The organism is Vibrio cholerae (genome assembly GCF_008369605.1).
GTDB lineage: Bacteria > Pseudomonadota > Gammaproteobacteria > Enterobacterales > Vibrionaceae > Vibrio > Vibrio cholerae.
In genome coordinates, this window is sequence record NZ_CP043554.1 from 47,483 (window position 1) to 71,347 (window position 23,865).

Sequence of the window (23,865 nt, forward strand, 5' to 3'; positions counted from 1 at the left end):
ATGAGATTTTTTCTCATTTGGGTGTTGACTATTAAATGAGAACTATTATTATTAACCACGTCTTAGGGAACAAGTGAAGGTTCACCAGGACGTTAAGTCACCCTTTATCGAGTCATCGATATGCGGTAGCGAAACGGTCGAACTTGAGCAGGTTCTTTTTGACACGACATTGCTCACATTGCTTCCAGTGTAATTTTTAGCTTTTTGGTAAAGCGAATCAAAAAATTGGCTTTGACCTCGTTTGCTAGGCGACATCTTCGGGTGTCGCTTTTTCTTTTTATGTTATGGTTCTCGCTCTCGCTCATGAAGTTATCCACTGAAGCTTAATATTATCCCAGCAATGAGTGGACAAGTATGAAGTTTCACTGCACTCATCCACTGGCCAATCCATCACGTAAGCAGAGTGAGCAAAAGGGCAGCGAGTGTCTTTTCCACAATTTACGATCCGCAAAAGATCATTTCATTTTTAGTCGATCCTTTTTTTTATTTTTTAAAAACATTAACTTAAAAATTAATCATGCAGTAAATTTATCGGTTTTAAATCGACGTAAATAAATCTATAAACAGAGTTATCCACAGAATGCAGGGGTGGGTAAGTGGGTCGGATATCCCCTGAATGAGCCAAAAACGGTAACAACATGGAATCCAAGCATTAGTCGTGGCATCCTAGGCTCATTTACTTACGTTTGGATAATCCTTCTATGGCTCATATACCTGACAATCCATTGATTTTGATCGACGGCTCCTCTTACCTTTATCGCGCATTTCATGCTTACCCGGGCACCATGAGTAATGGTGAAATCCCAACCAACGCCATCTATGGTGTGGTAAACATGATTCGCAGCATGATGCGCCAGTTCGCTTCGGATCGCATGGCGGTGATTTTTGATGCCAAGGGAAAAACCTTCCGTGATGAGATGTACGATCAATACAAGGCTCATCGTCCTCCTATGCCAGATGAGTTGCGCTGTCAGGTTGAACCTTTACACCAAGTTATTCGCGCTATGGGTTTACCGCTGTTGGCGATTGAAGGTGTAGAAGCTGACGATGTGATTGGTACGTTGGCGCGCCAAGCCTCACAAGCTGGTATGCCTGTTTTGATCAGTACCGGCGATAAAGATATGGCGCAGTTGGTGGATGATAATATTACCCTGATCAATACCATGACCAACGTCGTGCTGGATCGCGAAGGTGTGATTGAAAAATTCGGTATCCCGCCAGAGCTTATTATCGACTACCTCGCCTTGATGGGTGATAAAGTGGATAACATTCCGGGCGTACCTGGGGTGGGTGAAAAAACCGCGACCGCACTTTTGCAAGGGATTGGCGGCTTAGAAGCGCTGTACGCCAACCTCGATAAAATCGCCGCTTTAGGCTTCCGTGGCTCAAAAACCATGGCACAAAAGCTGGAAGAGAACCGCGATAATGCCAAGCTCTCTTATCAACTCGCCACCATCAAATGCGATGTTGAGCTTGAGGAGTCTCCGCAAACCCTGCTAAAACAAACGCCAGATCGAGATGCGTTGATGTCGCTCTACGGTAAGCTCGCCTTTAAATCTTGGCTGACCGAATTGCTTGATGGTGGTACAGGTGTTGTTACGGCGGACGAGCAAACGAAAACCTCTTCAGTTACTGTGTCAACCGCAGCAAGTCATGCGGCTGCGATTCCCGAAAGCCCTGCGGCCCACATCGATCGTAGCCAGTATCAAACCATCCTAAACGAGCAAGACTTCCAGCTTTGGTTAGAGAAGTTACAACAAACCGAGCTGTTTGCCTTTGATACGGAAACCGACAACCTTGATTACATGGTCGCCAATTTGGTGGGGATGTCGTTTGCAGTTGCCGAAGGTGAAGCGGCTTATCTGCCAGTCGCGCACGATTATCTGGATGCGCCGCAGCAGTTGGATCGCGACTGGGTGATTGCCCAGCTGAAACCTCTGCTTGAAGATGAAAGCAAAGCCAAAGTGGGCCAAAACCTCAAATACGATGCGAGCGTGATGGCGCGCTACGGCGTTGAGCTGCGTGGTATTCGTCACGACACCATGCTGCAATCCTACGTCTATAACAGCGTGGGTGGCAAACATGATATGGATAGTTTAGCGCTGCGTTTTTTACAGCACAGCTGTATCTCGTTTGAACAAGTGGCAGGCAAGGGTAAGAACCAGCTCACCTTTAACCAAATCGCTTTAGAAGAAGCGGCACAATACGCGGCAGAAGATGCGGATGTGACGTTGCGTCTGCATCAGCGTATTCATCCGTTGATTGAGCAAGACGCTAAGCTTGAGCAAGTGTATCGCGAAATCGAAATGCCGCTGGTACCTGTGCTATCACGTATTGAACGTACGGGCGTGATGATCGACGACATGCTGCTCAGTGCCCAATCGCAAGAAATTGCGTTACGTTTAGATCAATTAGAACAAAAAGCTTATGAGTTGGCAGGTCAGCCGTTCAACTTAAGCTCGCCGAAGCAGCTACAAACCATTTTGTTTGAGCAGATGAAGCTGCCTGTCTTGCAAAAAACGCCATCCGGTACACCTTCAACCAACGAAGAAGTGTTGCAAGAATTGGCTTTAGATTATCCACTTCCGAAAGTGCTGATTGAGTACCGTGGTCTGGCCAAACTCAAGTCGACCTATACCGATAAGCTGCCGAAGATGATTAACCCAAGTACAGGGCGCGTGCATACTTCCTATCATCAAGCGGTGACGGCCACTGGGCGTCTCTCCTCCACTGATCCTAACTTGCAGAACATTCCAGTACGTAATGAAGAAGGACGCCGTATTCGCCAAGCGTTTGTTGCTCCGCACGGTTGGAAAATCATGGCGGTCGACTACTCGCAAATCGAGCTGCGCATCATGGCGCACCTGTCGGGCGATCAGGCGTTATTGGATGCTTTCCGTGATGGGAAAGATATCCATGCGGCGACAGCAGCAGAAATCATTGGTGTGCCGATTGATCAAGTGAGCAGTGAGCAGCGTCGCCGAGCGAAAGCGGTGAACTTTGGTTTGATCTACGGCATGAGTGCGTTTGGTCTGGCAAAACAGCTCGGTATTCCACGCGGTGAAGCACAAGAGTATATGGATAAATACTTCGAGCGTTATCCCGGCGTGATGCAGTACATGGAAGATACGCGTAGCCGTGCTGCACAATTGGGTTATGTCGAAACCATCTTCGGTCGTCGCTTACATTTGCCGGAAATTACCTCACGTAACGCTATGCGTCGCAAAGCGGCTGAGCGGGCAGCGATCAACGCACCGATGCAAGGCACCGCGGCAGACATCATCAAAAAAGCCATGTTGTTGGTGGATGAGTGGATTGAGCGGGAAGGCGATGGCCGAGTCAAATTGCTGATGCAAGTACACGATGAATTGGTCTTTGAAGTTAAAGAGTCATCTTTATCCGAAATTGAAAGTAAAGTACAACAGCTGATGGAGTCAGCGGCCGAGCTTGCAGTGCCTTTAGTGGCCGAAGCCGGCCACGGCGACAACTGGGATCAGGCGCACTAGCTCGATTTTCCAGCGAAACTGAAGAAATACATGAGCCAGCGCACGTTCGCTGGCTTTTTTTATCACTAAAAAAAGTTTACCTAGCTCAGACAGTTATGTTGTTTAACTAAAATTTAATGAAAAAAAACTACAAAAAATATTTTCAATTCTGACCAATTGTTGTACATTAGCTCGCGTAGGGTACAGAGGTAAGATGTTCTATCTTTCAGACCTTTTGTTTCACGTTATTGGATTAGGCTGATTCAGCCGCCCCAGTCACCATTTGACTGGGGCGTTTTTTATTGGGCGTTATTCTGCGTTTTCAGCTCTACTTTTAGCCTATATCTCTGCCCATTTTGTGGTCGGTCACTTATGTACTTTAAGCGGATTGATTCGACAAAAACACTCCATTCTGTAACTAAACACCATTCACACTTTTATTATTTCTAACGAGAAATCAAGTCTCTAAAACACAGCATTTAAGCCGTCGAACGATACTGAAAGCCAAGAGCAGCAAGGGTTAAGCTATCTGAGTCATCTGATCTCGAGCATTTTGTGCCGACTTGAAAAAGAGCCGCGTTTGCGAAATGCTTGGGCCATAACAATAAAAACCGTTTTCTCTCCCGTTGCCCCACCAGGATGGTGGGGATTTTGTTGCTTTCCCTCATATTTGTTGGCCTACCATCGACAATCCTGAGTGACATCTCTGAATTGTGGTAATAAAAAACCCCGCATGAGCGAGGTTTGTCGTGACATAGTAAGACTATTGGTCGGTAGACGATTCAGGCTGCTCGCCTTCTTCTTGTTCGGCAAGAGCTGCCAACATCGGTGCATACCACTCATCCAGTTTGGCGCGCAGAGTATCGACACCAATTCCGCTTAATGAAGAGAAGGCATCAACGGCCACATCGCCACCAAAGGTTTTTGCCTCTTCACGCACTTTCAATACTTGTGCTTTACGAGCGCCACTTTTTAGCTTATCCGCTTTAGTCAGCATCACTTGTACTGGAATTCCGCACTCTACCGCCCAGATGATCAGTTGCTGATCGAGGTCTTTCATCGGATGACGAATATCCATCAGTACCACTAAGCCTTTTAGGCTTTGGCGCTTTTGTAAGTATTCACCAAGGGCTCGCTGCCACTTGAGCTTCATCTCTAGCGGGACTTGAGCAAAGCCATATCCGGGCAAATCGACGATATGACAGCCGTCTGCTACTTTAAAAAGGTTAATCAACTGAGTACGACCCGGAGTCTTACTGGTTTTGGCCAGATTTTTCTGGTTGGTCAGGCGATTAAGGGAACTTGACTTACCAGCGTTAGAGCGTCCTGCAAACGCAATTTCGATACCTTCATCTTCAGGAAGATGGCGAATATCAGGCGCACTGGTAATGAAATGCGTGTTTTGGTAATGAATTTTTACGCTCACTGTGTTAACTCCATCTCGACTTTGTGTAGTCGATTGATTACTTTTTTGTGAAATTGTGTAAAATAACCGTGCTCGGCATAAGGTCGCCTATTGTACCATGAGAGGTACCCTAGAGTGGTACTGGAAGCTTGATAATTATAAATGGAATGTCATGAAGAAATTAGCGCTAATCTTGAGTGTTTTAGCCAGCTGCTCTGTATGGGCCCAAGGTAGTATCGAAGCTGGTAAAGCCAAATCTCTAACCTGTGCTGCCTGCCACGGTGCAGACGGCAACAGCCCGTTAACCATTTACCCTAAACTGGCAGGGCAACATGAGAAGTACCTTGAGAAACAACTCAAGGAACTGAAATTGGGTGCTTCCAGCGGTGGAAAACAGGGCCGTTATGATCCTGTGATGAGTGCAATGGCGATGCCACTGAGCGATGAAGATATCGCTGACTTGGCGGCATACTATGCCTCTATGCCTATCTCTGGCAATACCACACCGGAAGATGTCGTGGCCCAAGGTAAAGTACTTTATACCGCTGGGGATGCATCACGTGGGTTGACCGCTTGTATCGCGTGTCATGGTCCGCGCGGTAATGGTACGGAGTTATCAGGCTTTCCAAAAATTTCAGGCCAGCATGCTGACTACATTAAAGCGCAGCTAGAAAAGTTCCGTTCCGGCACTCGTGCGAACGATATGAACGAAATGATGCGTGATGTGGCACATAAGCTGACCGATGCGGATATCGATATCTTATCCAAATACGTAGGTGGCCTACACTAATTAGGCAAAACGAGCAAAGATGACTAAACAGCCCTAGTGACCTTACTAGGGCTGTTGCTTTTATGGCTTGCCCACCTCTTTTGGGGTAACGCATCGAACAATTCAGCGTTTTTTGTTTAGGCTGATGAGAAAATCGCCTTTTACACTCCACTCTCAAGGCAGTTTCTGGTATGTTGCGCATCCCGTTGGAGGAGGTCAGCATGCATCTATGCCCGTTATGTCACAGTGAAAATAGCCAAGCGTATTTTGCTGATAAGCAGCGCGACTATTTTCAATGTCAGCAGTGCGAACTAGTGTATGTGAATCCTGAGCAACGCTTAAGTGCGGAGCGCGAAAAGGGCTTCTATGACTTGCATCAGAACATTCCGAGTGATGAGGGCTATCGACGCTTTTTATCACGTGTCTGTTCTCCTATGCTTGAGAGAGTGCCTCCCCAATCACAAGGGCTAGATTTTGGCTGTGGGCCGGGTCCAACCTTGTCTCTCATGTTAGAAGAGGCGGGACACAGCATGGCGTTGTACGACATCTTCTATCATCCAGATACGCAAGTGTTGAACCGTCAATATGATTTTATGACTGCGACCGAGGTGATTGAGCATCTGCACGATCCGCACCGAGTGTGGCAGCAATGGTTAAATTTAGTTAAGCCAGGCGGCTGGATTGGTCTGATGACAAAAATGGTCAAAGACTTAGACGCGTTTGCTGGTTGGCACTACAAGAATGATCTCACCCATGTGATCTTTTTTAGTCGTGCTACGTTTCAGTATCTGGCGGAGCGGGATCAGCTCGAACTTGAATTTATTGGTAATGATGTAATTTTACTGAGGAAAACCCAGTAATGAGTCGCTCAAAAAAATCGAGAAAACCGGGTACCAACAGTAACGATCAACTGGTCGTGGTACGTACACGCAGCGAATCCGAATTGGAAAGCCGCCTGCGTAAAAAACTGAAAAAGCGTAAAGGCTTAAAGTCAGGCAGCCGCCATTCAGAAGGCAGTGAAAGCCAAGTGCGCCAAGCGGCGCAAAAGCGCGACCCGCGTTTGGGGAGCAAAAAGCCGATTCCATTGATTGTGGCAGAGCCGAAGAAGCTCAATAAGCAAGAGCGCAAACTGGCGGCTGAGCAAGAGCTAGCGATGCTAGAGAAAGACGCACAACTCAACGTGCTGCTCGACCGACTCGACAACGGCGAGAAGCTCGGGATTGGCTTGCAGAAATACGTGGATGAGAAGCTGGATCGCATTGAAGTGCTGATGGAGCAGTTGGGCTTGCTCGACGATGAACCAGAGCCAGCGCCGGCACCACAGTCAAAACCGACTAAAAAGCGCAAAACTGAAGACGATCTATTGTCTGAGTTTGAGCAGCTGGATGTGGATAAGTACCAAGATTAAGGAGCGGTGATGAACGGGATGCTACTGGCTAGTGTGGGCGGTGCCATTATCGTGGCATTGGCCAGCTATGCAGCTTACTTGCTGTGGCAAGTGAAAAAGCAGCAGGCGCTACAGCGGCAACAGCAACAGTTAGCGATTGAAAAGCGTAATGCCAACATCTTTGACAGCGTTAATATCCTTTGTATGGCGGGGATTCAGGGACAGTGTGATCTCTCTGAAATCAGTATTCGCGTCTATTGCATTATGGATTACGTACAAGGTGAGCAGCGCATCAATTTTGAACAAGAGTATCCTGCCATCAGCGAGCTGTACCATGTGGTGAAAAATATGCCGCGTGGCGAAGCGCGCCAACAACTCCCCAAACAAGAGCGGATGAAACAGAATCTGGAGCGCACCAAAGCAGAAAGTCGTCTGCAAGATGCGATCATTGTCGAACTCACCGCACTCAAGCAGCGCATTCAGCCGCTGAATAATCAAATCGCGATTCAGATGGTGTGAAACTAACCCGAAAGGGGGAGTGATCGCGCTAGCAGAATCGAATATTTTGTTGCCAGATCCTGTTCTGCCGCCCGACGTTCGTCAATGTCGTGTGGCAGAATAGCCCGTCAAGAATTGAGCAAAACGGAAAGATTCATTATGTCGTCGTATGTCGTACCCAGCCAACAGATCGTATGGGATCAGGCCATTCTGGATAAGTACAACTACTCCGGTCCGCGTTACACTTCATACCCGACTGCGGTTGAGTTCCATGAAGCCTTTACCATCGCTGACTTTGATATGGCCTGTACTCAGTACCCAGAGCGACCATTATCACTGTACATTCATATCCCGTTTTGCCATAAGCTTTGTTACTACTGTGGTTGTAACAAGGTGATCACTCGTCATTCGCACAAAGCGGATGAGTACCTTGATGTGCTTGAGCATGAAATTCGTCAACGCGCCTCACTATTAATCGGAAGAAACGTCACTCAACTCCACTTCGGTGGTGGTACGCCGACGTTCTTGACCAACGCTCAAATCAGTCGTTTGATGACGCTGCTGCGTAGCGAGTTTCACTTCGCCGATGAGGCGGAAATCAGTATTGAAATCGATCCGCGTGAAATCCAGTTAGAGGTGCTTGATCACCTGCGCCAAGAAGGCTTTAACCGAGTCAGCATCGGGGTGCAGGATTTCAATAAAGAAGTGCAGAAGCTGGTTAACCGTGAGCAAGATGAGCAGTTCATTTTTGATCTGGTTGAGCGCGCTAAACAGCTGGGTTTTCGTTCGACCAACCTTGACCTCATTTACGGCTTACCTAAGCAAACCGCAGCAACCTTTGCCCAGACGTTGCAACAAGTGCTGACCATGCAACCGGGGCGTTTGTCGGTATTTAACTACGCGCACATGCCGCAACTGTTCGCGGCGCAGCGCAAAATTAAAGAAGCCGATTTACCTGCCGCCGAAGAAAAACTGGCGATTTTACAGCAGACAATCACCACGCTAACAGGCGCGGGGTATCAGTTCATCGGTATGGATCACTTTGCCTTGCCGGATGATGAGCTAGCGATTGCTCAGCGCAGCGGTATTTTGCACCGTAATTTCCAAGGCTACACCACCCAAGGTGAGTGTGACTTAGTCGGCTTTGGGGTTTCGGCGATTTCCATGGTGGGCGATGCCTATGCACAAAACCAGAAAGAGCTGAAAAAATACTATGCGCAAGTCAATGAGATGCGTCATGCCTTGTGGAAAGGTGTGGCACTGGATAAAGATGATTTACTGCGCCGTGAAGTGATTAAGCAGCTGATTTGTAATTTCAAGCTTGATAAAACAGCGATTGAGCGTGAGTTTAATCTGCGTTTCAATCACTACTTCCGCCAAGATTTAGCTCTGCTACAAACCTTTATCGACGATGGGTTGGTGACGGTGGATGAACGCATGATTGAAGTGACGCTGCGTGGGCGTTTGTTAATTCGCAACATCTGTATGTGTTTTGATAAATACTTGCGTGAGCGGGCGCGTCAGCAGCAGTTCTCGCGAGTCATTTAAGACTGCATTCCACAACAAGACCACCGCATGCGGTGGCCTTGTTGTTTGTGCTCAGCTTAAATTCAGGATGACTGAGCGGAAGGTGACTCCAGCAAAGAGAGCGCTTTACGAGAAACATCGTGTGCGGCACGCGTGAAATTCTGCTTTTCCAGTGCATCAGCCAAATAGGCATAGTCGGAGACGCTAGAGCGCAGTGACAGCGCTTTTTCGAGATGTTTCTGCGCATCAGCCCAATGTTTCTCACGCAGATACAGCTGACCCAAAGCGCTATGTGCTTCGGCATTATTGCCATCCCGACGCAGAGCCTCTTCCAGTAAGGCAATCAGGGGATGGCGATCGCTGATATTGAGCTCCGGCAGTAGCGCGTACAGCTCAGGAGTCGCTTGTTTCTTCAAGCTCTCTTTGATCATTGAGAAGGCCTCATAGTCAGCTTTGCGTTGAATAAGCTGAGTGATAAAGCACATCAAAAGTTCTGGCTCCGCTTTCAGTTTACGTGACAGCTGAGCCCAATGTTGCATCAAGCCTTCACTGCCTTTTTGGCTGGCAATGTCTTGCAAAATGCCACGCTGAGCGGTGATTTCCAGTTGCTGCGCTTCCTCATTGCTCAGACGTTTCGCTTTGACCAGTTTGGGCAGCAAGGCCAACAGTGGTTGCCACTCGCCAAGGGCTTGATAACACTGCTTGAGCAAGTTGAGCACCACCGTATTGTGCGGGTGATTGCGCTGCAGTTGAGTTAAGGTTTCTAGGGCCGCTTGGTTATCGCCATCACCCAGTTGTTGTTTGGCGCGCGTCAGCTCCACCGCCAAAGTCGAGTTATTTTGCTGAGCGGCCAGCGCTAAGTAATGATCGCGCTTAGCTCGATCGCCCATACCATTGGCGGCTTCTGAAGCGACAAGATAGCAAAGCAGCGGCATATCGTGGTGATTGGCCCAACGAGTCACTTTCTTCTCGGCTTGTGTCCAATCGCCTTCCAGCAGTTTGATGATCCCTTCATTGGTATAACGGCGTGAGCGACGCTGCTTACGCACGCTAAACCAGTTCCAAGTGTGAAAGCTGGTGTAGAGGATTTTTTTCACCAAAAACTCTAGAGCGAACAGGGCAGCCAATGCTCCAATGATAAAAATCACTAAAGTGGTGACACTCATTTCAATGGTGCGATTGGCGATCGAGATCAGCACATAGCCTTGTTGGCCAGCGTATTGCGTTCCCACAAACAGGCCAAGTCCTAAGACAACAAAGAGGAATATGAGACGAATCATTGCTCAGCCCCCGTGGTCAGTGGTGAAACACTGCGGCGCAAGCGTTCGTTGATCACATCGGCGAGCTGTTGCTGAGCCTGTAATTTAACGGGGTATTCCACTTGCACTTGCTGCTCGGCGAGCTGGGCCAACGCTGCGTTAAAGCTTTGTACGGCTTTATCGTCTGGATTGAAGAACGATGTTGACCACTGGGCGGCGGTGTCGAGAGCGGTGCGATAGAGTGTTTGTTGTTCCGTGTACACCCCTTTGATCGCCGTCTCTAACTTGGCTTGCAGATTCTCTCGCAAATAAAAATGCTGAGTAGGAGAGAGAAGAGGGATCACATTGCCATCACGTGAACGGAATGTGATGAAGTTATCGGCAAACGCTTTGAGCGAATTTTTCAGGTTGGTTTGCCAGTCATCGAGGTTTTCTGATACCGCTTGGCTTGTTTGTGGCTGATCGGCAGGCAAGATGGCATTGGCCAGCGGTAAGTTATCGATCTGCTGTTGCAAGCTGATGAGGCGCAGCACTAAGCCATCGCGGTCAATGAGCGGGATATTTTTCAGGGTAGTGATGTCATTGGCCATCGTTTTACGCAGCGCCGTGAGGCTAGGGTCATTAAGCGCAGCGATGCGCTGATCGGCACTTTCCATCAATTGAGTTGCGGTTTCCACATCGTGCTCAAGAAACAGCTTGCGACCCGCGAGCTTGACCAAGTAATCCGCTTCTGCAAGTAGCCAATCATTTGGGCGACGGCCTTTAATATCCGCCACGGCGAGCTGCAAGCTTTCAATACTTTTTTGTTGCTGTTCCAACACGGTTTCTGCGCGATGAGTAATCTCAGTGGCTTTCGATACCGTTTGTTCCAACTGCGCATTGAGCGCATCACGAGTTTGTTTCAGCTCTGCGCGTACGGCTTGCAACTGGTTGTTAAATTCACTTTTTTGCTGCTGATGCACATAGGCAAAACCTGCGCCGAGCGCTAACACCAGCAAAAGCGCCACGCTTGCCAACTTTTTCCCTTGCGAGTTTGGTTGCGGCGGCGGAGTTTGAGCTGGTGTGCTGTCCAAGGTTTTCTTGGTCGCCGGTTGCTTTGGCGCTGGGCTATCTTGTTTGTCGGGCGCGGTCGGGGGAGTCACCGCTGCCGAGCTTGGGTTTACTGTGGTTTCAGGTTCTTGTTGCGGTTTATTGTTGTTGGTCATTGCTCAGAGTTCCTGTTGGTTTTTCGGGCATCAATGCCGCGACTAAATCGCGATTAGCAGCACTTAGCGTGACCACGATGCGATGAAATCCTAGTTGATGGGCGAGAGTGGCAATCCGTTGGCTGGGGACGAGCAAAGTTAACTGCTGCACCCATGGCAAGTGTGATGTCTCGAACTGACGGATAAAAAAAGCCAACTGCTCACTGCTGGTGATCACCAGTGAGTCGACCTTCGCCAACTGCCATTTTTGGACACACTCGGCGGCGGCAAATGGCCGCTCATGTCGACAATACGCTTCTTGATAGCGCACTGTCGCTCCTCTTTCCACTAAGGTGGAATAAATCAGCTCACGACCACCATTACCACGTAAGATCAATACCTTCTTACCTGCAACATCCCGCAGCATACTGAGTGCCAGCAGATGTTCACTATCGCTTATTTCTGGATAGTCTACTGATTGTTGGCAGGCTTTGCTGAAAACATGCGCGGTTTTTTGACCAACGGCAAGGTAAATAGCGTTATTTGGCCAACAAATTCGGCGATGTTGCAGAAATTGGTCACTGAAGATGACGGCATGTTGACTGACGGCAATGATGATATCGAATGAAGATAAATCTTCTGCCAGCGCAGCAAGTTGAGGGCTGGCAGAGATGGCGATCAGCGGATGGTGCAGGGCGGGGATGCCCTGCTGGTGCAGCAGTTGGCACAGCTCTGCGCCTTGTTCATCAGGACGAGTGACCAGTACTGTCATAACACCCTCAATCAATGCGAGATAAGCAATCAGTCTATGCGTGCGGACATAGGCTTACCATTATTCGTGGTCACCATTATTCATGGTCACAGTAGAGACGCTCCAAGATCTCTTTGGCTCCTTGGCTAAGCAGTTGCTCAGCCAGCGTGATGCCAAGTTGCTCAGCTTGTGTGCGAGGTCCGCGAATTTCGCCGCGCACGATTTGCGAACCATCGGGTTCACCCACAAGAGCGCGTAGCCAAATAGTGTCACCCTCCAGCAGTGCATAGCTACCAATCGGCACCTGACAGCCACCTTGTAACGTGAGATTCATCGCGCGTTCGCAGCGCACTCGATCGGCGGTATCAGCATGGTTAAGGGGCGCGAGTAGGGCGCGCACGCGTTGATCATCTACGCGACATTCAATACCGACGGCACCTTGGCCAACCGCAGGTAGGGACTGTTCCGGTTCAATAAAGCTACGAATACGGCTTTCGAGCTCAAGGCGTTTTAGGCCTGCTGCCGCTAAAATGATGGCATCGTATTCGCCCGCATCAAGCTTACTTAGGCGAGTCCCCACGTTGCCGCGCAGCTCTTTAATCACTAAATCTGGCCGTGCCGCTTTGAGTTGGCATTGACGGCGTAAACTGCAGGTACCGACGATAGCGCCTGAAGGCAGATCTTCAATCTTGGCGTAGGTATTTGAGACAAACGCATCACGCGGATCTTCTCGTTCGCAGATGGTGACTAAGCCTAGACCGTCAGGGAAATCGACCGGAACATCTTTCATTGAATGCACAGCTAAATCGGCGCGCCCTTCGAGCATGGCAATTTCCAGCTCTTTCACGAATAAGCCTTTACCGCCCACTTTAGCCAGTGGAGTATCCAGAATCACATCGCCGCGCGTGACCATAGTCACCAACTCCACCTGCAGTCCGGGGTGGGCTGCCATTAAGGCGTCTTTAACATAGTTGGCTTGCCACAAAGCCAGTGGACTCTGGCGGGTTGCAATGCGAATCGGCGTCTCGGTCATTATGATGTTCCTATCCATCTGTTTTAAAATCGCCTAATCCTATCACTTGGGGCTTAAAATGCTTACAACTAGTTCGAGTCGGAACGATTTTGCGCAGAAGAATGTCGTTTTCGCGCTTGATTGTGTGATTCGACTCGCATTTATTATCTTGGCGATACTTACAAAACGGCAATTTGCAACAACACTGTAATCATTTATGCTGTTTTGTGTTGATAAGTGTTTAGTTTGGTGTGATGTGCTTCCAAGAGCGCTTTACCAAACCGGAAAGAAGTGTTAGATTGATCACGTTTTGTTGGCATGGTCGCGTAAAACATAACCAAAAAGCGGCTTTTATCTGTCATATCAGGGAAGCAAACTTGCAGGCTTATACTCAGACCTTAATCCATAGACTTGATAAGTTAAACCGGCAACGTATTGAACGTGCGCTGGCTCTTATGGATTTGCAAAGTCAACGTGTTTTCCACCTCATTCCCGCACTATTTCAATTTAATCATCCCCTGATCCCCGGTTATTTTTCTGCTGATACGCCTTTCGGTATCCATCTGTTTGAAGCCAATCCTATCCAGCAGCAATTCATCGATGATGCGCAGTTGACGCTCGGCGAGCCGTTAACGCCAACTGACAATCCGGCAATTTTAGGCTTGTATACGATGGGCAGCACCTCATCGATCGGTCAAAGCACATCGAGCGATCTGGATATTTGGGTCTGTGTCTCTGCTCACATGAGTTGTGAGGCGCGCGACAACCTCTCCAGTAAATGTCTGCTCATTACCGATTGGGCGAAAAGTCAGGGTGTTGAAGCCAATTTCTTCATCATGAATGAAGAGCGTTTTCGCCATAACCATTCCGAAGCGTTAAGCGGTGAAAACTGTGGTTCATCACAGCATTTATTGTTATTGGATGAGTTTTACCGCTCTGCGGTGCGCTTAGCGGGCAAGCGACTGCTGTGGCAAATCGTGCCACCAGAAATGGAAGAGTGCTACGACGAATATGTTCACGAGCTCTGTTCAAATGGGTATTTGAACTGCAATGAGTGGATCGATTTTGGCAAGTTAAACCGCATTCCGGCTGAAGAGTACTTTGGCGCGAACTTGTGGCAACTGTATAAGAGCATTGACTCGCCTTATAAATCGGTGCTCAAAGCCATTTTGCTTGAAGCCTATTCGTGGGAGTACCCGCACACTCAACTGTTGAGTATCGACAGCAAGCGCCGCTTCTTTGCCGATGAGCCGGATCTGTACGGCATGGACTCTTACTATCAGATGTTAGAGAAAGTGACGCGCTATTTGGTGCGAATTGGTGATAGCACGCGCCTTGATTTAGTGCGCCGCTGTTTCTATCTCAAAACCCATGAGAAGTTATCGCGTGAGCCGGGCGTCGGCTCGATGCCTTGGCGTCGTGAAGCGTTACGGGAACTGACTAGCGAATGGCAATGGAGCGCAGACTTGATTGCCGAGCTCGATAACCGTCGTCACTGGAAAGTCGAGCAAGTGAAGGTCGTGCACCACGCACTGCTTGATGCCTTGATGCTCAGCTATCGTAACCTGATCCAGTTTGCGCGTCGTAATGACATCACCTCTGCCATTAGCCCACAAGATATCTCGATTTTGGCGCGTAAACTGTACGCGGCGTTTGAAGTGCTGCCGGGGAAAGTCACACTGCTCAATCCACAAATTTCCCCAGACCTGCATGAGCCCGATTTAAGTTTTATTGAGGTTTGTGCTGGACGCACCAATAAGCCCGGTTGGTATCTCTACAAGCAGCCGCTACAGGCGCAGCGCTTGATTGGTCAGCCGTATCTTGAGCACAACGAATACTTGAGTAAATTGGTGGCGTGGGCCTTTTTTAATGGCCTGATCACTGAGTCGACTCGATTGCATGCGGTGGTGCGTGAAGCGCAGCTGGACATCGACAAGTTCTACCAAATGGTCAGCGATCTGCGTAATACCTTTTCGCTGCGTAAGCGTCGCCCTACTATGCAAGCGCTCGCTAATCCTTGTGAGATTAGCCAGCTTGCCATGTTCATCAATTTTGAGCACGACCCAACCAGTGAATTGAGTGGGAAAGCGCTGAAAGTCGACCTGAAAAATATCGATATTTTTAGTTTTGGTGCTGAGCAGAAATGCTTAGTCGGCAGTGTCGATTTGGTGTATCGCAACTCGTGGCAAGAAGTGCGTACCCTGCATTTTGAAGGCCAGACGGCCATGCTTGATGCGTTGAAAACCGTGCTTGGAAAAATGCATCAGGATGCGCTGCCGCCAGAATCGGTGGATGTGTTCTGCTACAGCAAAAACTTGCGTGGTGTGATGCGTAACTTGGTTTATCAACTGTTGGCTGAGTGTATCGATTTGCGCCTCAAGCCGATGGAGCAAGAGAAACGTCGTCGTTTCAAAGCGCTGCGCATGGGCGATCAGATGTATGGTTTGTTCTTTGAACGTCGTGGTGTTTCGGTTCAGAAGTTGGAGAACTCGGTCGATTTCTATCGCAGCATCTCAACCAATAAGCTCAAGGGCTCGCCTTTACTGATGCTCGATCGCGATCAAGATTACCCATTGCCAGCGGTGGTGGATAGTTTTGCCAGTGAAGGTTTGGTGCAGTTCTTCTTTGAAGATACCGAGAAAGGTTTCAACATCTATGTGCTTGATGAGGCCAACCGTGTTGAAGTCTATCACCAGTTTAATGGCGAAAAAGACGAAATGATTGCCAGCGTCAACAGCTTCTACACCTCGATGTTGGATGACAGCAGTAAACTCGGCGCGAAAAGCATCAATTTTAACTTGCCGCAGTATTACCAAATCATCCACCCAGAAGAGGGAGAAACGTACGTGGTGCCGTACCGTAACGACAGCGCTGTGTATTCCAAGCCTTCGCAAGTGGTCAATGCCTAACTCGTTGGCGTCTCAGGTTTTCTAAATCCTTATCAATAAAAAAGAGCACAATCGTGCTCTTTTTTATTATGCGTCAGCGACAGCATGCCTAAGCGACTTTCGTGCTTAAACCCAATCAATCGGTTCATCGGCGTGCTTATCACACTCTTGCTTGAGCAGCGTGAGCAGCTCAAGCCCAGTTTTTGAACAGATCCATTCGCCATCAATCGATTTAAAATGGTAGCCACCTGATTTGGAGGCTAGCCAGATTTCACGCATCGGTTCTTGGCGGTTAATGATGATTTGGCTGCCATCATCAAACTCGAGTGTCATCACATTGCCTGACGTTTCGTAGTCGATATCCGCGCCGGCCTCATCAATCGCGGCCTCTATACGCTCTAGCTGGGTATCGACGAGTTGATGAAATTCAGTTTCGTTCATCCTATCTATCCTATTGCTTTTCCTAATCGTGGTGCGATTATAGGGGGCATTGATTCAATAAGCACGATATGCAAAATGAAAAAGAAATTCACTGCACTGTTTTTGTTGTCGGCTCTCGCGTTAGCGGGATGCGGGCAAACTGGGCCACTGTATATGCCTGATGATGCAAAACAAAGTGAGCAAAGTCAGTAAATCACGCTACTAAGAATAAAAGGGAAAGCATTTTGGATTACTTCAATTATCAGGAAGATGGTCAGTTGTGGGCTGAGCAAGTTCCACTCGCCGATTTGGCAAACCAGTACGGTACACCGCTTTATGTTTACTCAAGAGCGACACTTGAGCGCCATTGGCACGCGTTTGATAAATCAGTTGGTGATTATCCTCACCTAATTTGTTATGCGGTGAAAGCCAACTCTAACTTAGGGGTATTGAATACTTTAGCTCGTTTGGGTTCAGGTTTTGATATCGTCTCCGTTGGCGAATTAGAGCGTGTCTTGGCCGCCGGTGGTGACCCAAGCAAGGTAGTATTCTCTGGTGTGGGTAAAACCGAAGCTGAGATGAAGCGCGCCCTGCAATTGAAGATCAAATGCTTTAATGTGGAATCGGAGCCTGAGCTGCAGCGCCTGAATAAAGTGGCCGGCGAGCTTGGTGTTAAAGCGCCAATTTCACTGCGCATCAATCCTGATGTGGATGCCAAAACTCACCCTTACATTTCAACGGGCCTGCGTGATAACAAATTTGGTATCACCTTTGACCGCGCAGCGCAGGTGTATCGCTTAGCGCACAGCTTACCCAACCTCGATGTACATGGTATTGACTGCCATATCGGCTCACAGCTAACCGCTCTCGCACCGTTTATTGATGCGACTGACCGTTTACTGGCACTGATTGATTCGCTGAAAGCGGAAGGCATTCATATCCGCCACTTGGATGTCGGCGGTGGTTTAGGGGTGGTTTATCGTGATGAACTGCCTCCGCAGCCTTCGGAGTACGCCAAAGCATTGCTGGATCGCCTAGAGCGCCACCGCGATTTAGAGCTGATTTTTGAACCGGGACGCGCGATTGCGGCTAACGCGGGAGTATTGGTGACTAAGGTGGAGTTTCTCAAACACACTGAGCACAAAAACTTCGCGATCATTGATGCGGCGATGAACGATTTGATCCGCCCTGCGCTATACCAAGCGTGGCAAGACATCATTCCACTGCGTCCGCGCCAAGGCGAAGCGCAAACCTATGATTTGGTTGGCCCGGTGTGTGAAACCAGTGATTTCCTAGGGAAAGATCGCGACTTAGTGTTGCAAGAGGGGGATTTACTGGCGGTGCGCTCTTCAGGTGCATATGGGTTTACCATGTCGTCGAATTACAATACCCGTCCGCGAGTGGCTGAAGTTATGGTTGATGGCAATAAAACCTATTTGGTACGTCAGCGTGAAGAGCTTAGCAGCTTGTGGGCGTTAGAATCGGTATTACCGGAGTAAAGTTATCTTCTATGCATTTCCATTTTTCTAAAATGCACGGTTTGGGCAACGACTTTATGGTCGTGGACTGTATTACCCAAAACGTCTTCTTCTCTCCGGAATTGATCCGCCGTCTGGCGGATCGCCATACGGGAGTCGGCTTTGATCAACTGTTGGTGGTTGAAGCGCCTTACGATCCAGAATCGGATTTCCATTACCGTATTTTCAATGCCGATGGCAGCGAAGTGGAGCAGTGTGGCAATGGCGCGCGCTGTTTTGCCCGTTTTGTACGCATGAAAGGGTTAACCAACAAGTACACCATCCATGTCAGTACCAAGAAAGGCAAAATGGTACTCAATGTGGAAGAGGAAGATCTGATCACCGTGAACATGGGTGTGCCGGAGTTTGAGCCGAACAAGATCCCATTTCGCGCCAAACAGAGCGAAAAAACCTACATTCTGCGTGTCGGTGAACATACCTTGTTTTGCGGCGCGGTGAGTATGGGCAACCCGCATGTAGTGACTGTGGTGGACGATATCCGCACTGCTGCGGTAGAAACCTTAGGGCCGCTTTTGGAATCGCACGAGCGTTTCCCTGAGCGGGTCAACGCCGGTTTTATGCAGGTCGTGAGCCGCGATGAGATCAATTTGCGCGTGTATGAACGTGGTGCGGGCGAAACTCAAGCTTGTGGCAGTGGCGCGTGCGCCGCGGTTGCGGTAGGCATTTTGCAAGGTTTACTGGATGAGCAAGTTCGTGTCCATCTTCCCGGTGGTGAGCTGGAAATCCACTGGCAAGGCCCCGGCAAACCGCTGTATATGACAGGCCCGGCTACTCATATCTACGATGGCCAAATCTCTTGCTAATTGAGGTTCAATTTTGTCTCAGGTAACGGCGGATGCTCTGACTGCCCAAGTGGTGGCAGAGTATCTTTATGAACATCCCGATTTTTTTCAGCATCATCCTCATCTGGTCGAACGTTTAGCCTTGCCGACCCAAACGGGGGCGGTATCGCTCGCTCATGTGCAGTTAGCGCGTCAGCGCCAGCGGATAGATTCTCTCGAAGAGGAGATCACCGCCTTGATGTCGCTCGCGGCAAATAACGATCGTACTTTCCATGAATTTATGGATCTGCAAGAGCAGATTCTAAAATGCTCATCGTTGCAAGCGGTGTTACACGCGATTGAAGCCAAAGCGCGTGAACTCAATCTGCGTGCTTACGTACGCCTGCTGCAGCGTCATGATGAAAAATACGGTTTAGCCAGTGAGGATTGGCAGCGCTTTGCGACCAATCATTTTAATGGCAAATCGGCTTATTTAGGCCGCTTACGCCAAGCGGATCGGCAACGTCTGTTGGGGGATAGGCCCGCGCCAGAAATGGGTTCGTATGTAGTATTACCTTTGCAGCGCCAAGCGCCGCTGGGAATTTTGGCCTTCGCCAGTGAAGATGGCGGCCACTTTCAGCCGAGTATGGATACCTTGTTTTTGCGCCATCTGGCGTTAGTCTTAGCTCATCTGATCGAGACATTACCTTGGCAGTCACACGATGAAGAACGACGAACTCACCCCGCTTCCTGATGCGTTGGCTCAACCGCTGGAGCGTTTTTACGCCTACCTGCATACGGAAAAAGGGTTGAGCCTGTATACCCAGCGCAACTATAAGCAGCAGTTGGAAACCATGACCCAGTACTTAGTACAGGTTGGGCTCACCCACTGGACACAGCTTGATTCGGCGTGGGTGCGTCAATTGGTGATGCAGGGGAAAAGGCAGGGGATGAAAGCCAGCAGTATCGCGACGCGTTTGTCTTCATTGCGCAGTTTCCTAGATTTTCTGATTTTACGTGGCGAGCTTCAGGCTAACCCTGCGAAAGGCGTCTCTGCGCCGCGCAAGCAGCGTACCTTGCCGAAAAATCTCGATGTCGATGAAATGGCGCAGTTACTGGAAGTGACCGATGATGATCCGCTTTCGATTCGCGATCGGGCGATCATGGAGCTGATGTACGGCGCGGGTTTGCGTTTGGCTGAGCTAGTTTCGATTGATGTCAAAGACGTTAATCTAAGCGAAGGTGAGATCCGTGTCATCGGTAAAGGCAACAAAGAGCGCAAAGTGTGGTTTGCTGGACAAGCACAAGAGTGGGTCGGTAAATGGCTCAAATTGCGCAGTCAATTGGCAGATAGCGCAGAAACGGCGCTGTTTGTGTCCAAACTCGGTACCCGTATTTCACACCGTAGTGTACAAAAACGCATGGCCGAATGGGGCCAAAAACAGGCGGTTGCCAGTCATATCAGCCCACATAAATTGCGCCACTCGTTTGCCACCCATATGCTGGAATCGAGCAATAACCTGCGTGCGGTGCAGGAGCTACTTGGGCACGAGAACATCGCGACAACGCAAATCTATACCCACCTCGATTTTCAACATCTGGCTCAGGTGTATGACCAAGCGCATCCTCGGGCGCGCAAAAAGAATAAGGATGATTAACCATGCTGTTTTACCGCCCATTGGCTTCGATTCAAGCACTGACGTTTGATTTGGACGATACCCTTTACGATAACCGTCCGGTCATCAAACAAGTCGAGGAAAAAGTCACTGAGTGGTTGTTAAGTGAGCATCCCATTACGGCGACGCGTCCTTTGGCTTGGTGGCTGGCGATGAAGCGTGATATAGCGCGCCGCTTCCCGGAGCAGTGCCATGATGTGAGCCAATGGCGTTATTTACAGGTGCAGCATGGTTTACTGGAATTAGGCTATGCGCAGCCAGAGGCGGAGCAAGCGGCGAGCGAGACGCTTGAGCAAGTGATGCGCTGGCGTAATCAAGTCGATGTGCCTGCCGAAACGCATCGGGTGTTGGCTCAGTTAGCGGCTAAAGTGCCGCTGATTGCGATCACCAATGGCAATGTCCAGATAGAAAAAATTGGTTTAAGTGGCTATTTCCAAACGGTATTGCGCGCAGGGCCAGACGGCCGTGCCAAACCGTATCCCGATCTCTTTGCACAAGCAGCACAACAGCTTCAGCTTGAGCCCCGTTCAATCTTGCATGTAGGGGATCATTTACAAACCGATGTGCTAGGGGCGCGGCGAAATGGTTTTCAAGCCTGCTGGTTTAACGATCAAGGGCAGAGTATTCGTCGGCTCGCCAAAGCGAGCGTATTACCCGACGTGGAGATCGAGCGTCTCTCGGAATTACTTCTAATAGTTAACTAGGTGCATAACATCGAGTCACAAAAATCACATTGCATGGTTATTGAGTATAGTCTGCGGTAACGATTGCATTGCATAATGCATAAACATTTCACTGGCTTATCAGCTCTTTATGTTTACGGTCTCGCGTCTCATCCCAGATTTAGCATCGGCCAATCAGGTGCTCGAAACGATGGATCTTCCTCATGGGCAATCCATCTTAGTGCAAATTTTCTCTCCTTTGAGTCGCGAGCATGTTTTGCAGCTTGCGCAGCTCATCCGTAGTCACTATCCACAAGCTTGCCTGCTTGGATGCAGTACCGAAGAGGTGATTTTCCAAGGGGAAGTACACCATCAGATGACGTTGCTGCAAATCACCGTGTTTGAGCAAACTTATCTTAGCCGTGCCGTTGTGGATTACAGTGATGACGAGGCTGCCGACGCGGAGCGCTTAGCTCGCCAGCTCGAGCTCACTAGCACGTCTCGAGCGGTGGTGTGTTTTTCTTGGCAGATGGATACCTTGCAAGCCGCACGATTTGCCTTACGCGACACGCAGGGTGCGCCAGTGCCCGTCGCTGGTGGAGCCGCCAAACAAACTCCCAGTGGTCGCTGGGTTTTGCTCGATGAGGCTTGTTATCAGAACGCCAGTGTGGCTATTGCGCTGCATGGCGAAGCGCTTTATGTCGAAACTGGCGGTTACACGGAGTGGCAGCCTGTTGGGCGCACCTATCGGGTCACTGCCGTGGAGGGTGATCGGGTCTTACGTTTGGATGATGAGCCGATAGAGGCGATTTATCAGCGCAATTTGGGCGCACAAGCCGACTTACCCCATGACTGGCTGATCAGTTTTCCACTGATGAAAGGGGAATGCCGCCACCAAGATCTTTATCTGCCGCTCGGGCTGGCGGAGGAAGGCGGACTAAGGTTTAACCGCCCACTGGCGCTGCAAGATGAAGTGCGCTTTTGTTTTGATCACCCGAGTTTAACTCTAGAGCGGGTCTATCTCACCGCTCAGCAGCTGCAAGCTAAGCAGTGTCAACAAGTGTGGGTGTTTAACTGTGCGCTGCGTTTAAACTTCATGCATGAGAATCACGAGTTACAACCGCTTCAGGCGGTGGCGCCGACCGATGGTTGTTACTGTTGGGGAGAGCTGCTGTATGAGCATGGTCAGCAACAAGTGATGCACCATAGCATGACGTTTCTTGCCTTACGTGAAGGGGCGGTGCGTGACGATCTTGTCCCAATCCCCTTGCCGAGTTATCCGGAAGGGATGACGTCCCCTCTGTTTAATTTGATCCGCCATGCGTTTCACGATTTGGATGCCATGACGGACAATTTGGCGCAGCAGATCCGCGCTCAAACCTCATTACTGACGGCGAGTTACCGGCGTGACCGACGTACTGGCTTACCCAATCGAGTGGTGTTACGTGAGCGATTGGCGAACTTCGCGGCCAATGAGCACCTAATCGCCCTGAAAGTGACCAACTTCAATCAGATCAATGAGAAGTACGGTTATCCGGTAGGCGATAAGCTACTGCGTGATTTGAGTGAACAGTTTCAGGTCTTTTTGGATCAGAAATTGGCGGGGCAGAGCGGTTTGTATGCGATTGGGGTCGGCGAGTGGGCAACGGTTTTTCGTGCCAAACTGGACGGGAAAAGTATTCATAGCCATTTCTATCAGTTTGTGGAGCAGTTGGAGCACGTCAACTTCGAGCCCTACGGTTTGCCGAATGTGGATTATTTGTCGATCTCGTTGTGCGCTGGGTTAGTCAGTCAGGGCGATTTTGCAGAGCATTCGCCGGATGAGCTATTGCTGCGTGCTATCGAAGCGCGCCGCTACGCGTTTAACAACAACCACCATTTCTGTAATGCAGCGCGTTTAAAAGTGCAAGAAAGTGTTCGTCAGGAGCGGCTGAATTGGCTATCGCGGGTTAGCCGCGCGGTGGTACGTGATGATGTGGTGGTTTATGCGCAGCCGATTTGTCAGGCGCGTAGTCACATTGTGGCTTCCTACGAATGTTTAGTGCGGATTGAAGATGAAGGGGAAATTATCTTGCCTGGGAATTTTCTCCCGATCATCACCGATACTCACCTCTATACTCGTTTGAGCCGGCAGATGATAACGCATACCTTCAATATGATGCGTCATCGCCCGGAGGCGTTTTCGATCAATCTTTCACCGCAAGATTTGATGAGTGAGCGCACCTTGCAGCATTTGGAAGCGGCAATCAAATCGGTGGCTGATCCCGCCCGTGTCGGGCTCGAAGTGTTGGAGAGCGAACAAATCAAAGATTACGGGCGGATGATTGAAGTGTGTAACCATTTCCGCACACTGGGCGCGACCATCATTGTCGATGATTTTGGCAGTGGTTATTCCAATATTGATGAGATAGTGAAGCTTGAGCCGCAGGTGATTAAGCTCGATGGCAGCTTGATCCGCAATATTGATCAGGATGTGAAGCAGCGCCGGATTGCCGAGCAGCTCGTGAAATTGTGTCAGGTACTGAATGCGAAAACCGTGGCGGAGTTTGTCCATAACCAGACGGTTTGTCGCATCAGTGAAGATATGGGGGTGGATTATTTACAAGGCTATTTCTTGGGTCGACCTTCACGCTTGGGTTAACG

The 23,865-nt window shown here is 49.4% G+C and carries 21 protein-coding genes; 15 read left to right on the plus strand and 6 right to left on the minus strand.

The window, feature by feature from the left end; all coding sequences use genetic code 11:
• Nucleotides 1-701 precede the first annotated feature (701 nt).
• Nucleotides 702-3,506, plus strand: coding sequence for a DNA polymerase I (gene polA, locus F0316_RS00265; RefSeq protein WP_149560138.1), 2,805 nt, complete (start codon nucleotides 702-704; stop codon nucleotides 3,504-3,506).
• A 193-nt stretch (nucleotides 3,507-3,699) separates the two neighbouring features.
• Nucleotides 3,700-3,747, plus strand: coding sequence for a hypothetical protein (locus F0316_RS20415; protein ID WP_438356636.1), 48 nt, complete (start codon nucleotides 3,700-3,702; stop codon nucleotides 3,745-3,747).
• Nucleotides 3,748-4,248: 501 nt separating this feature from the next.
• Here F0316_RS20415 and yihA read toward each other — a convergent pair.
• Nucleotides 4,249-4,911: a ribosome biogenesis GTP-binding protein YihA/YsxC gene (yihA, locus tag F0316_RS00270; RefSeq protein ID WP_000111625.1), complete on the minus strand. Its 663-nt coding sequence runs from the start codon at nucleotides 4,909-4,911 to the stop codon at nucleotides 4,249-4,251.
• Between the two features lie 151 nt (nucleotides 4,912-5,062).
• Here yihA and F0316_RS00275 point away from each other — a divergent pair, with 151 nt between their 5' ends.
• The 5 genes from F0316_RS00275 (at nucleotide 5,063) to hemN (ending at nucleotide 9,092) form a co-directional block, all read left to right on the plus strand.
• On the plus strand, nucleotides 5,063-5,680 hold the full coding sequence (locus F0316_RS00275) for a c-type cytochrome (protein ID WP_000731839.1): 618 nt from the start codon (nucleotides 5,063-5,065) through the stop codon (nucleotides 5,678-5,680).
• A gap of 200 nt (nucleotides 5,681-5,880) precedes the next feature.
• Entirely contained in the window at nucleotides 5,881-6,519 is a 639-nt protein-coding gene (locus F0316_RS00280; RefSeq protein WP_000549852.1) for a class I SAM-dependent methyltransferase, read from the plus strand.
• On the plus strand, nucleotides 6,519-7,067 hold the full coding sequence (yihI, locus tag F0316_RS00285; RefSeq protein WP_000091428.1) for a Der GTPase-activating protein YihI: 549 nt from the start codon (nucleotides 6,519-6,521) through the stop codon (nucleotides 7,065-7,067). Before F0316_RS00280 ends, yihI begins: the two co-directional genes overlap by 1 nt.
• Nucleotides 7,068-7,076: 9 nt before the next feature.
• Nucleotides 7,077-7,565 carry a DUF2489 domain-containing protein gene (locus F0316_RS00290; RefSeq protein WP_001013982.1) on the plus strand — a complete coding sequence of 163 codons (489 nt, stop codon included), beginning with the start codon at nucleotides 7,077-7,079 and terminating at the stop codon, nucleotides 7,563-7,565.
• Between the two features lie 138 nt (nucleotides 7,566-7,703).
• Nucleotides 7,704-9,092: an oxygen-independent coproporphyrinogen III oxidase gene (hemN, locus tag F0316_RS00295; protein WP_000100647.1), complete on the plus strand. Its 1,389-nt coding sequence runs from the start codon at nucleotides 7,704-7,706 to the stop codon at nucleotides 9,090-9,092.
• A 62-nt stretch (nucleotides 9,093-9,154) separates the two neighbouring features.
• On the opposite strand, the gene F0316_RS00300 is transcribed toward hemN, so the two are convergent.
• The 4 genes from F0316_RS00300 to hemC form a co-directional block, all read right to left on the minus strand.
• Nucleotides 9,155-10,351, minus strand: coding sequence for a heme biosynthesis protein HemY (locus tag F0316_RS00300; RefSeq protein WP_000620217.1), 1,197 nt, complete (start codon nucleotides 10,349-10,351; stop codon nucleotides 9,155-9,157).
• Nucleotides 10,348-11,535 (minus strand): uroporphyrinogen-III C-methyltransferase, encoded by a 1,188-nt coding sequence (locus F0316_RS00305; protein WP_149560139.1) that lies wholly within the window; start codon nucleotides 11,533-11,535, stop codon nucleotides 10,348-10,350. Before F0316_RS00305 ends, F0316_RS00300 begins: the two co-directional genes overlap by 4 nt.
• Nucleotides 11,519-12,286 carry a uroporphyrinogen-III synthase gene (locus tag F0316_RS00310; RefSeq protein WP_000217491.1) on the minus strand — a complete coding sequence of 256 codons (768 nt, stop codon included), beginning with the start codon at nucleotides 12,284-12,286 and terminating at the stop codon, nucleotides 11,519-11,521. The genes F0316_RS00305 and F0316_RS00310 overlap by 17 nt, the downstream gene beginning before the upstream one ends.
• Nucleotides 12,287-12,362: 76 nt before the next feature.
• A complete protein-coding gene (gene hemC, locus F0316_RS00315) occupies nucleotides 12,363-13,298 on the minus strand; it encodes a hydroxymethylbilane synthase (protein WP_000141019.1) in 936 nt (311 codons plus the stop codon).
• A 356-nt stretch (nucleotides 13,299-13,654) separates the two neighbouring features.
• Here hemC and F0316_RS00325 point away from each other — a divergent pair, with 356 nt between their 5' ends.
• The gene (locus F0316_RS00325) at nucleotides 13,655-16,186 is read left to right on the plus strand and encodes a class I adenylate cyclase (protein WP_001149666.1); all 2,532 of its coding nucleotides are present in this window, start codon (nucleotides 13,655-13,657) and stop codon (nucleotides 16,184-16,186) included.
• Nucleotides 16,187-16,291: 105 nt separating this feature from the next.
• Here the strand turns inward: F0316_RS00325 and cyaY are convergent, their stop codons facing one another.
• Nucleotides 16,292-16,606, minus strand: coding sequence for an iron donor protein CyaY (gene cyaY / locus F0316_RS00330; protein ID WP_114742678.1), 315 nt, complete (start codon nucleotides 16,604-16,606; stop codon nucleotides 16,292-16,294).
• Between the two features lie 75 nt (nucleotides 16,607-16,681).
• Here cyaY and lptM point away from each other — a divergent pair, with 75 nt between their 5' ends.
• The 7 genes from lptM (at nucleotide 16,682) to cdpA (ending at nucleotide 23,863) form a co-directional block, all read left to right on the plus strand.
• Complete coding sequence (gene lptM, locus F0316_RS20420; RefSeq protein ID WP_000726424.1) at nucleotides 16,682-16,798, plus strand: LPS translocon maturation chaperone LptM; 117 nt, start codon at nucleotides 16,682-16,684, stop codon at nucleotides 16,796-16,798.
• Nucleotides 16,799-16,830: 32 nt separating this feature from the next.
• On the plus strand, nucleotides 16,831-18,084 hold the full coding sequence (gene lysA, locus F0316_RS00340) for a diaminopimelate decarboxylase (protein ID WP_000384387.1): 1,254 nt from the start codon (nucleotides 16,831-16,833) through the stop codon (nucleotides 18,082-18,084).
• An 11-nt stretch (nucleotides 18,085-18,095) separates the two neighbouring features.
• Nucleotides 18,096-18,926 carry a diaminopimelate epimerase gene (gene dapF, locus F0316_RS00345; protein ID WP_000545404.1) on the plus strand — a complete coding sequence of 277 codons (831 nt, stop codon included), beginning with the start codon at nucleotides 18,096-18,098 and terminating at the stop codon, nucleotides 18,924-18,926.
• A gap of 13 nt (nucleotides 18,927-18,939) precedes the next feature.
• Nucleotides 18,940-19,638 (plus strand): DUF484 family protein, encoded by a 699-nt coding sequence (locus F0316_RS00350; RefSeq protein ID WP_000084657.1) that lies wholly within the window; start codon nucleotides 18,940-18,942, stop codon nucleotides 19,636-19,638.
• Nucleotides 19,607-20,542 (plus strand): tyrosine recombinase XerC, encoded by a 936-nt coding sequence (gene xerC / locus F0316_RS00355; RefSeq protein WP_000786729.1) that lies wholly within the window; start codon nucleotides 19,607-19,609, stop codon nucleotides 20,540-20,542. The genes F0316_RS00350 and xerC overlap by 32 nt, the downstream gene beginning before the upstream one ends.
• 2 nt (nucleotides 20,543-20,544) lie before the next feature.
• Nucleotides 20,545-21,264 (plus strand): 5-amino-6-(5-phospho-D-ribitylamino)uracil phosphatase YigB, encoded by a 720-nt coding sequence (gene yigB / locus F0316_RS00360; protein WP_000899910.1) that lies wholly within the window; start codon nucleotides 20,545-20,547, stop codon nucleotides 21,262-21,264.
• A 109-nt stretch (nucleotides 21,265-21,373) separates the two neighbouring features.
• The gene (gene cdpA / locus F0316_RS00365) at nucleotides 21,374-23,863 is read left to right on the plus strand and encodes a cyclic di-GMP phosphodiesterase CdpA (RefSeq protein WP_000495580.1); all 2,490 of its coding nucleotides are present in this window, start codon (nucleotides 21,374-21,376) and stop codon (nucleotides 23,861-23,863) included.
• The last annotated feature ends 2 nt before the right edge of the window (nucleotides 23,864-23,865 follow it).

What these genes read in the sequence shown, in the direction of transcription:
- lptM (WP_000726424.1), top strand. Translation starts at nt 16,682, where the DNA reads ATGAAAAAGAAATTCACTGCACTGTTTTTGTTGTCGGCTCTCGCGTTA.
- F0316_RS00290 (WP_001013982.1), top strand. Translation starts at nt 7,077, where the DNA reads ATGAACGGGATGCTACTGGCTAGTGTGGGCGGTGCCATTATCGTGGCA.
- hemC (WP_000141019.1), bottom strand. Translation starts at nt 13,298, where the DNA reads ATGACCGAGACGCCGATTCGCATTGCAACCCGCCAGAGTCCACTGGCT.
- F0316_RS00275 (WP_000731839.1), top strand. Translation starts at nt 5,063, where the DNA reads ATGAAGAAATTAGCGCTAATCTTGAGTGTTTTAGCCAGCTGCTCTGTA.
- xerC (WP_000786729.1), top strand. Translation starts at nt 19,607, where the DNA reads ATGAAGAACGACGAACTCACCCCGCTTCCTGATGCGTTGGCTCAACCG.
- F0316_RS00300 (WP_000620217.1), bottom strand. Translation starts at nt 10,351, where the DNA reads ATGATTCGTCTCATATTCCTCTTTGTTGTCTTAGGACTTGGCCTGTTT.
- yigB (WP_000899910.1), top strand. Translation starts at nt 20,545, where the DNA reads ATGCTGTTTTACCGCCCATTGGCTTCGATTCAAGCACTGACGTTTGAT.
- F0316_RS00280 (WP_000549852.1), top strand. Translation starts at nt 5,881, where the DNA reads ATGCATCTATGCCCGTTATGTCACAGTGAAAATAGCCAAGCGTATTTT.
- dapF (WP_000545404.1), top strand. Translation starts at nt 18,096, where the DNA reads ATGCATTTCCATTTTTCTAAAATGCACGGTTTGGGCAACGACTTTATG.
- F0316_RS00305 (WP_149560139.1), bottom strand. Translation starts at nt 11,535, where the DNA reads ATGACCAACAACAATAAACCGCAACAAGAACCTGAAACCACAGTAAAC.
- cdpA (WP_000495580.1), top strand. Translation starts at nt 21,374, where the DNA reads ATGTTTACGGTCTCGCGTCTCATCCCAGATTTAGCATCGGCCAATCAG.
- yihI (WP_000091428.1), top strand. Translation starts at nt 6,519, where the DNA reads ATGAGTCGCTCAAAAAAATCGAGAAAACCGGGTACCAACAGTAACGAT.
- polA (WP_149560138.1), top strand. Translation starts at nt 702, where the DNA reads ATGGCTCATATACCTGACAATCCATTGATTTTGATCGACGGCTCCTCT.
- F0316_RS00310 (WP_000217491.1), bottom strand. Translation starts at nt 12,286, where the DNA reads ATGACAGTACTGGTCACTCGTCCTGATGAACAAGGCGCAGAGCTGTGC.
- hemN (WP_000100647.1), top strand. Translation starts at nt 7,704, where the DNA reads ATGTCGTCGTATGTCGTACCCAGCCAACAGATCGTATGGGATCAGGCC.
- cyaY (WP_114742678.1), bottom strand. Translation starts at nt 16,606, where the DNA reads ATGAACGAAACTGAATTTCATCAACTCGTCGATACCCAGCTAGAGCGT.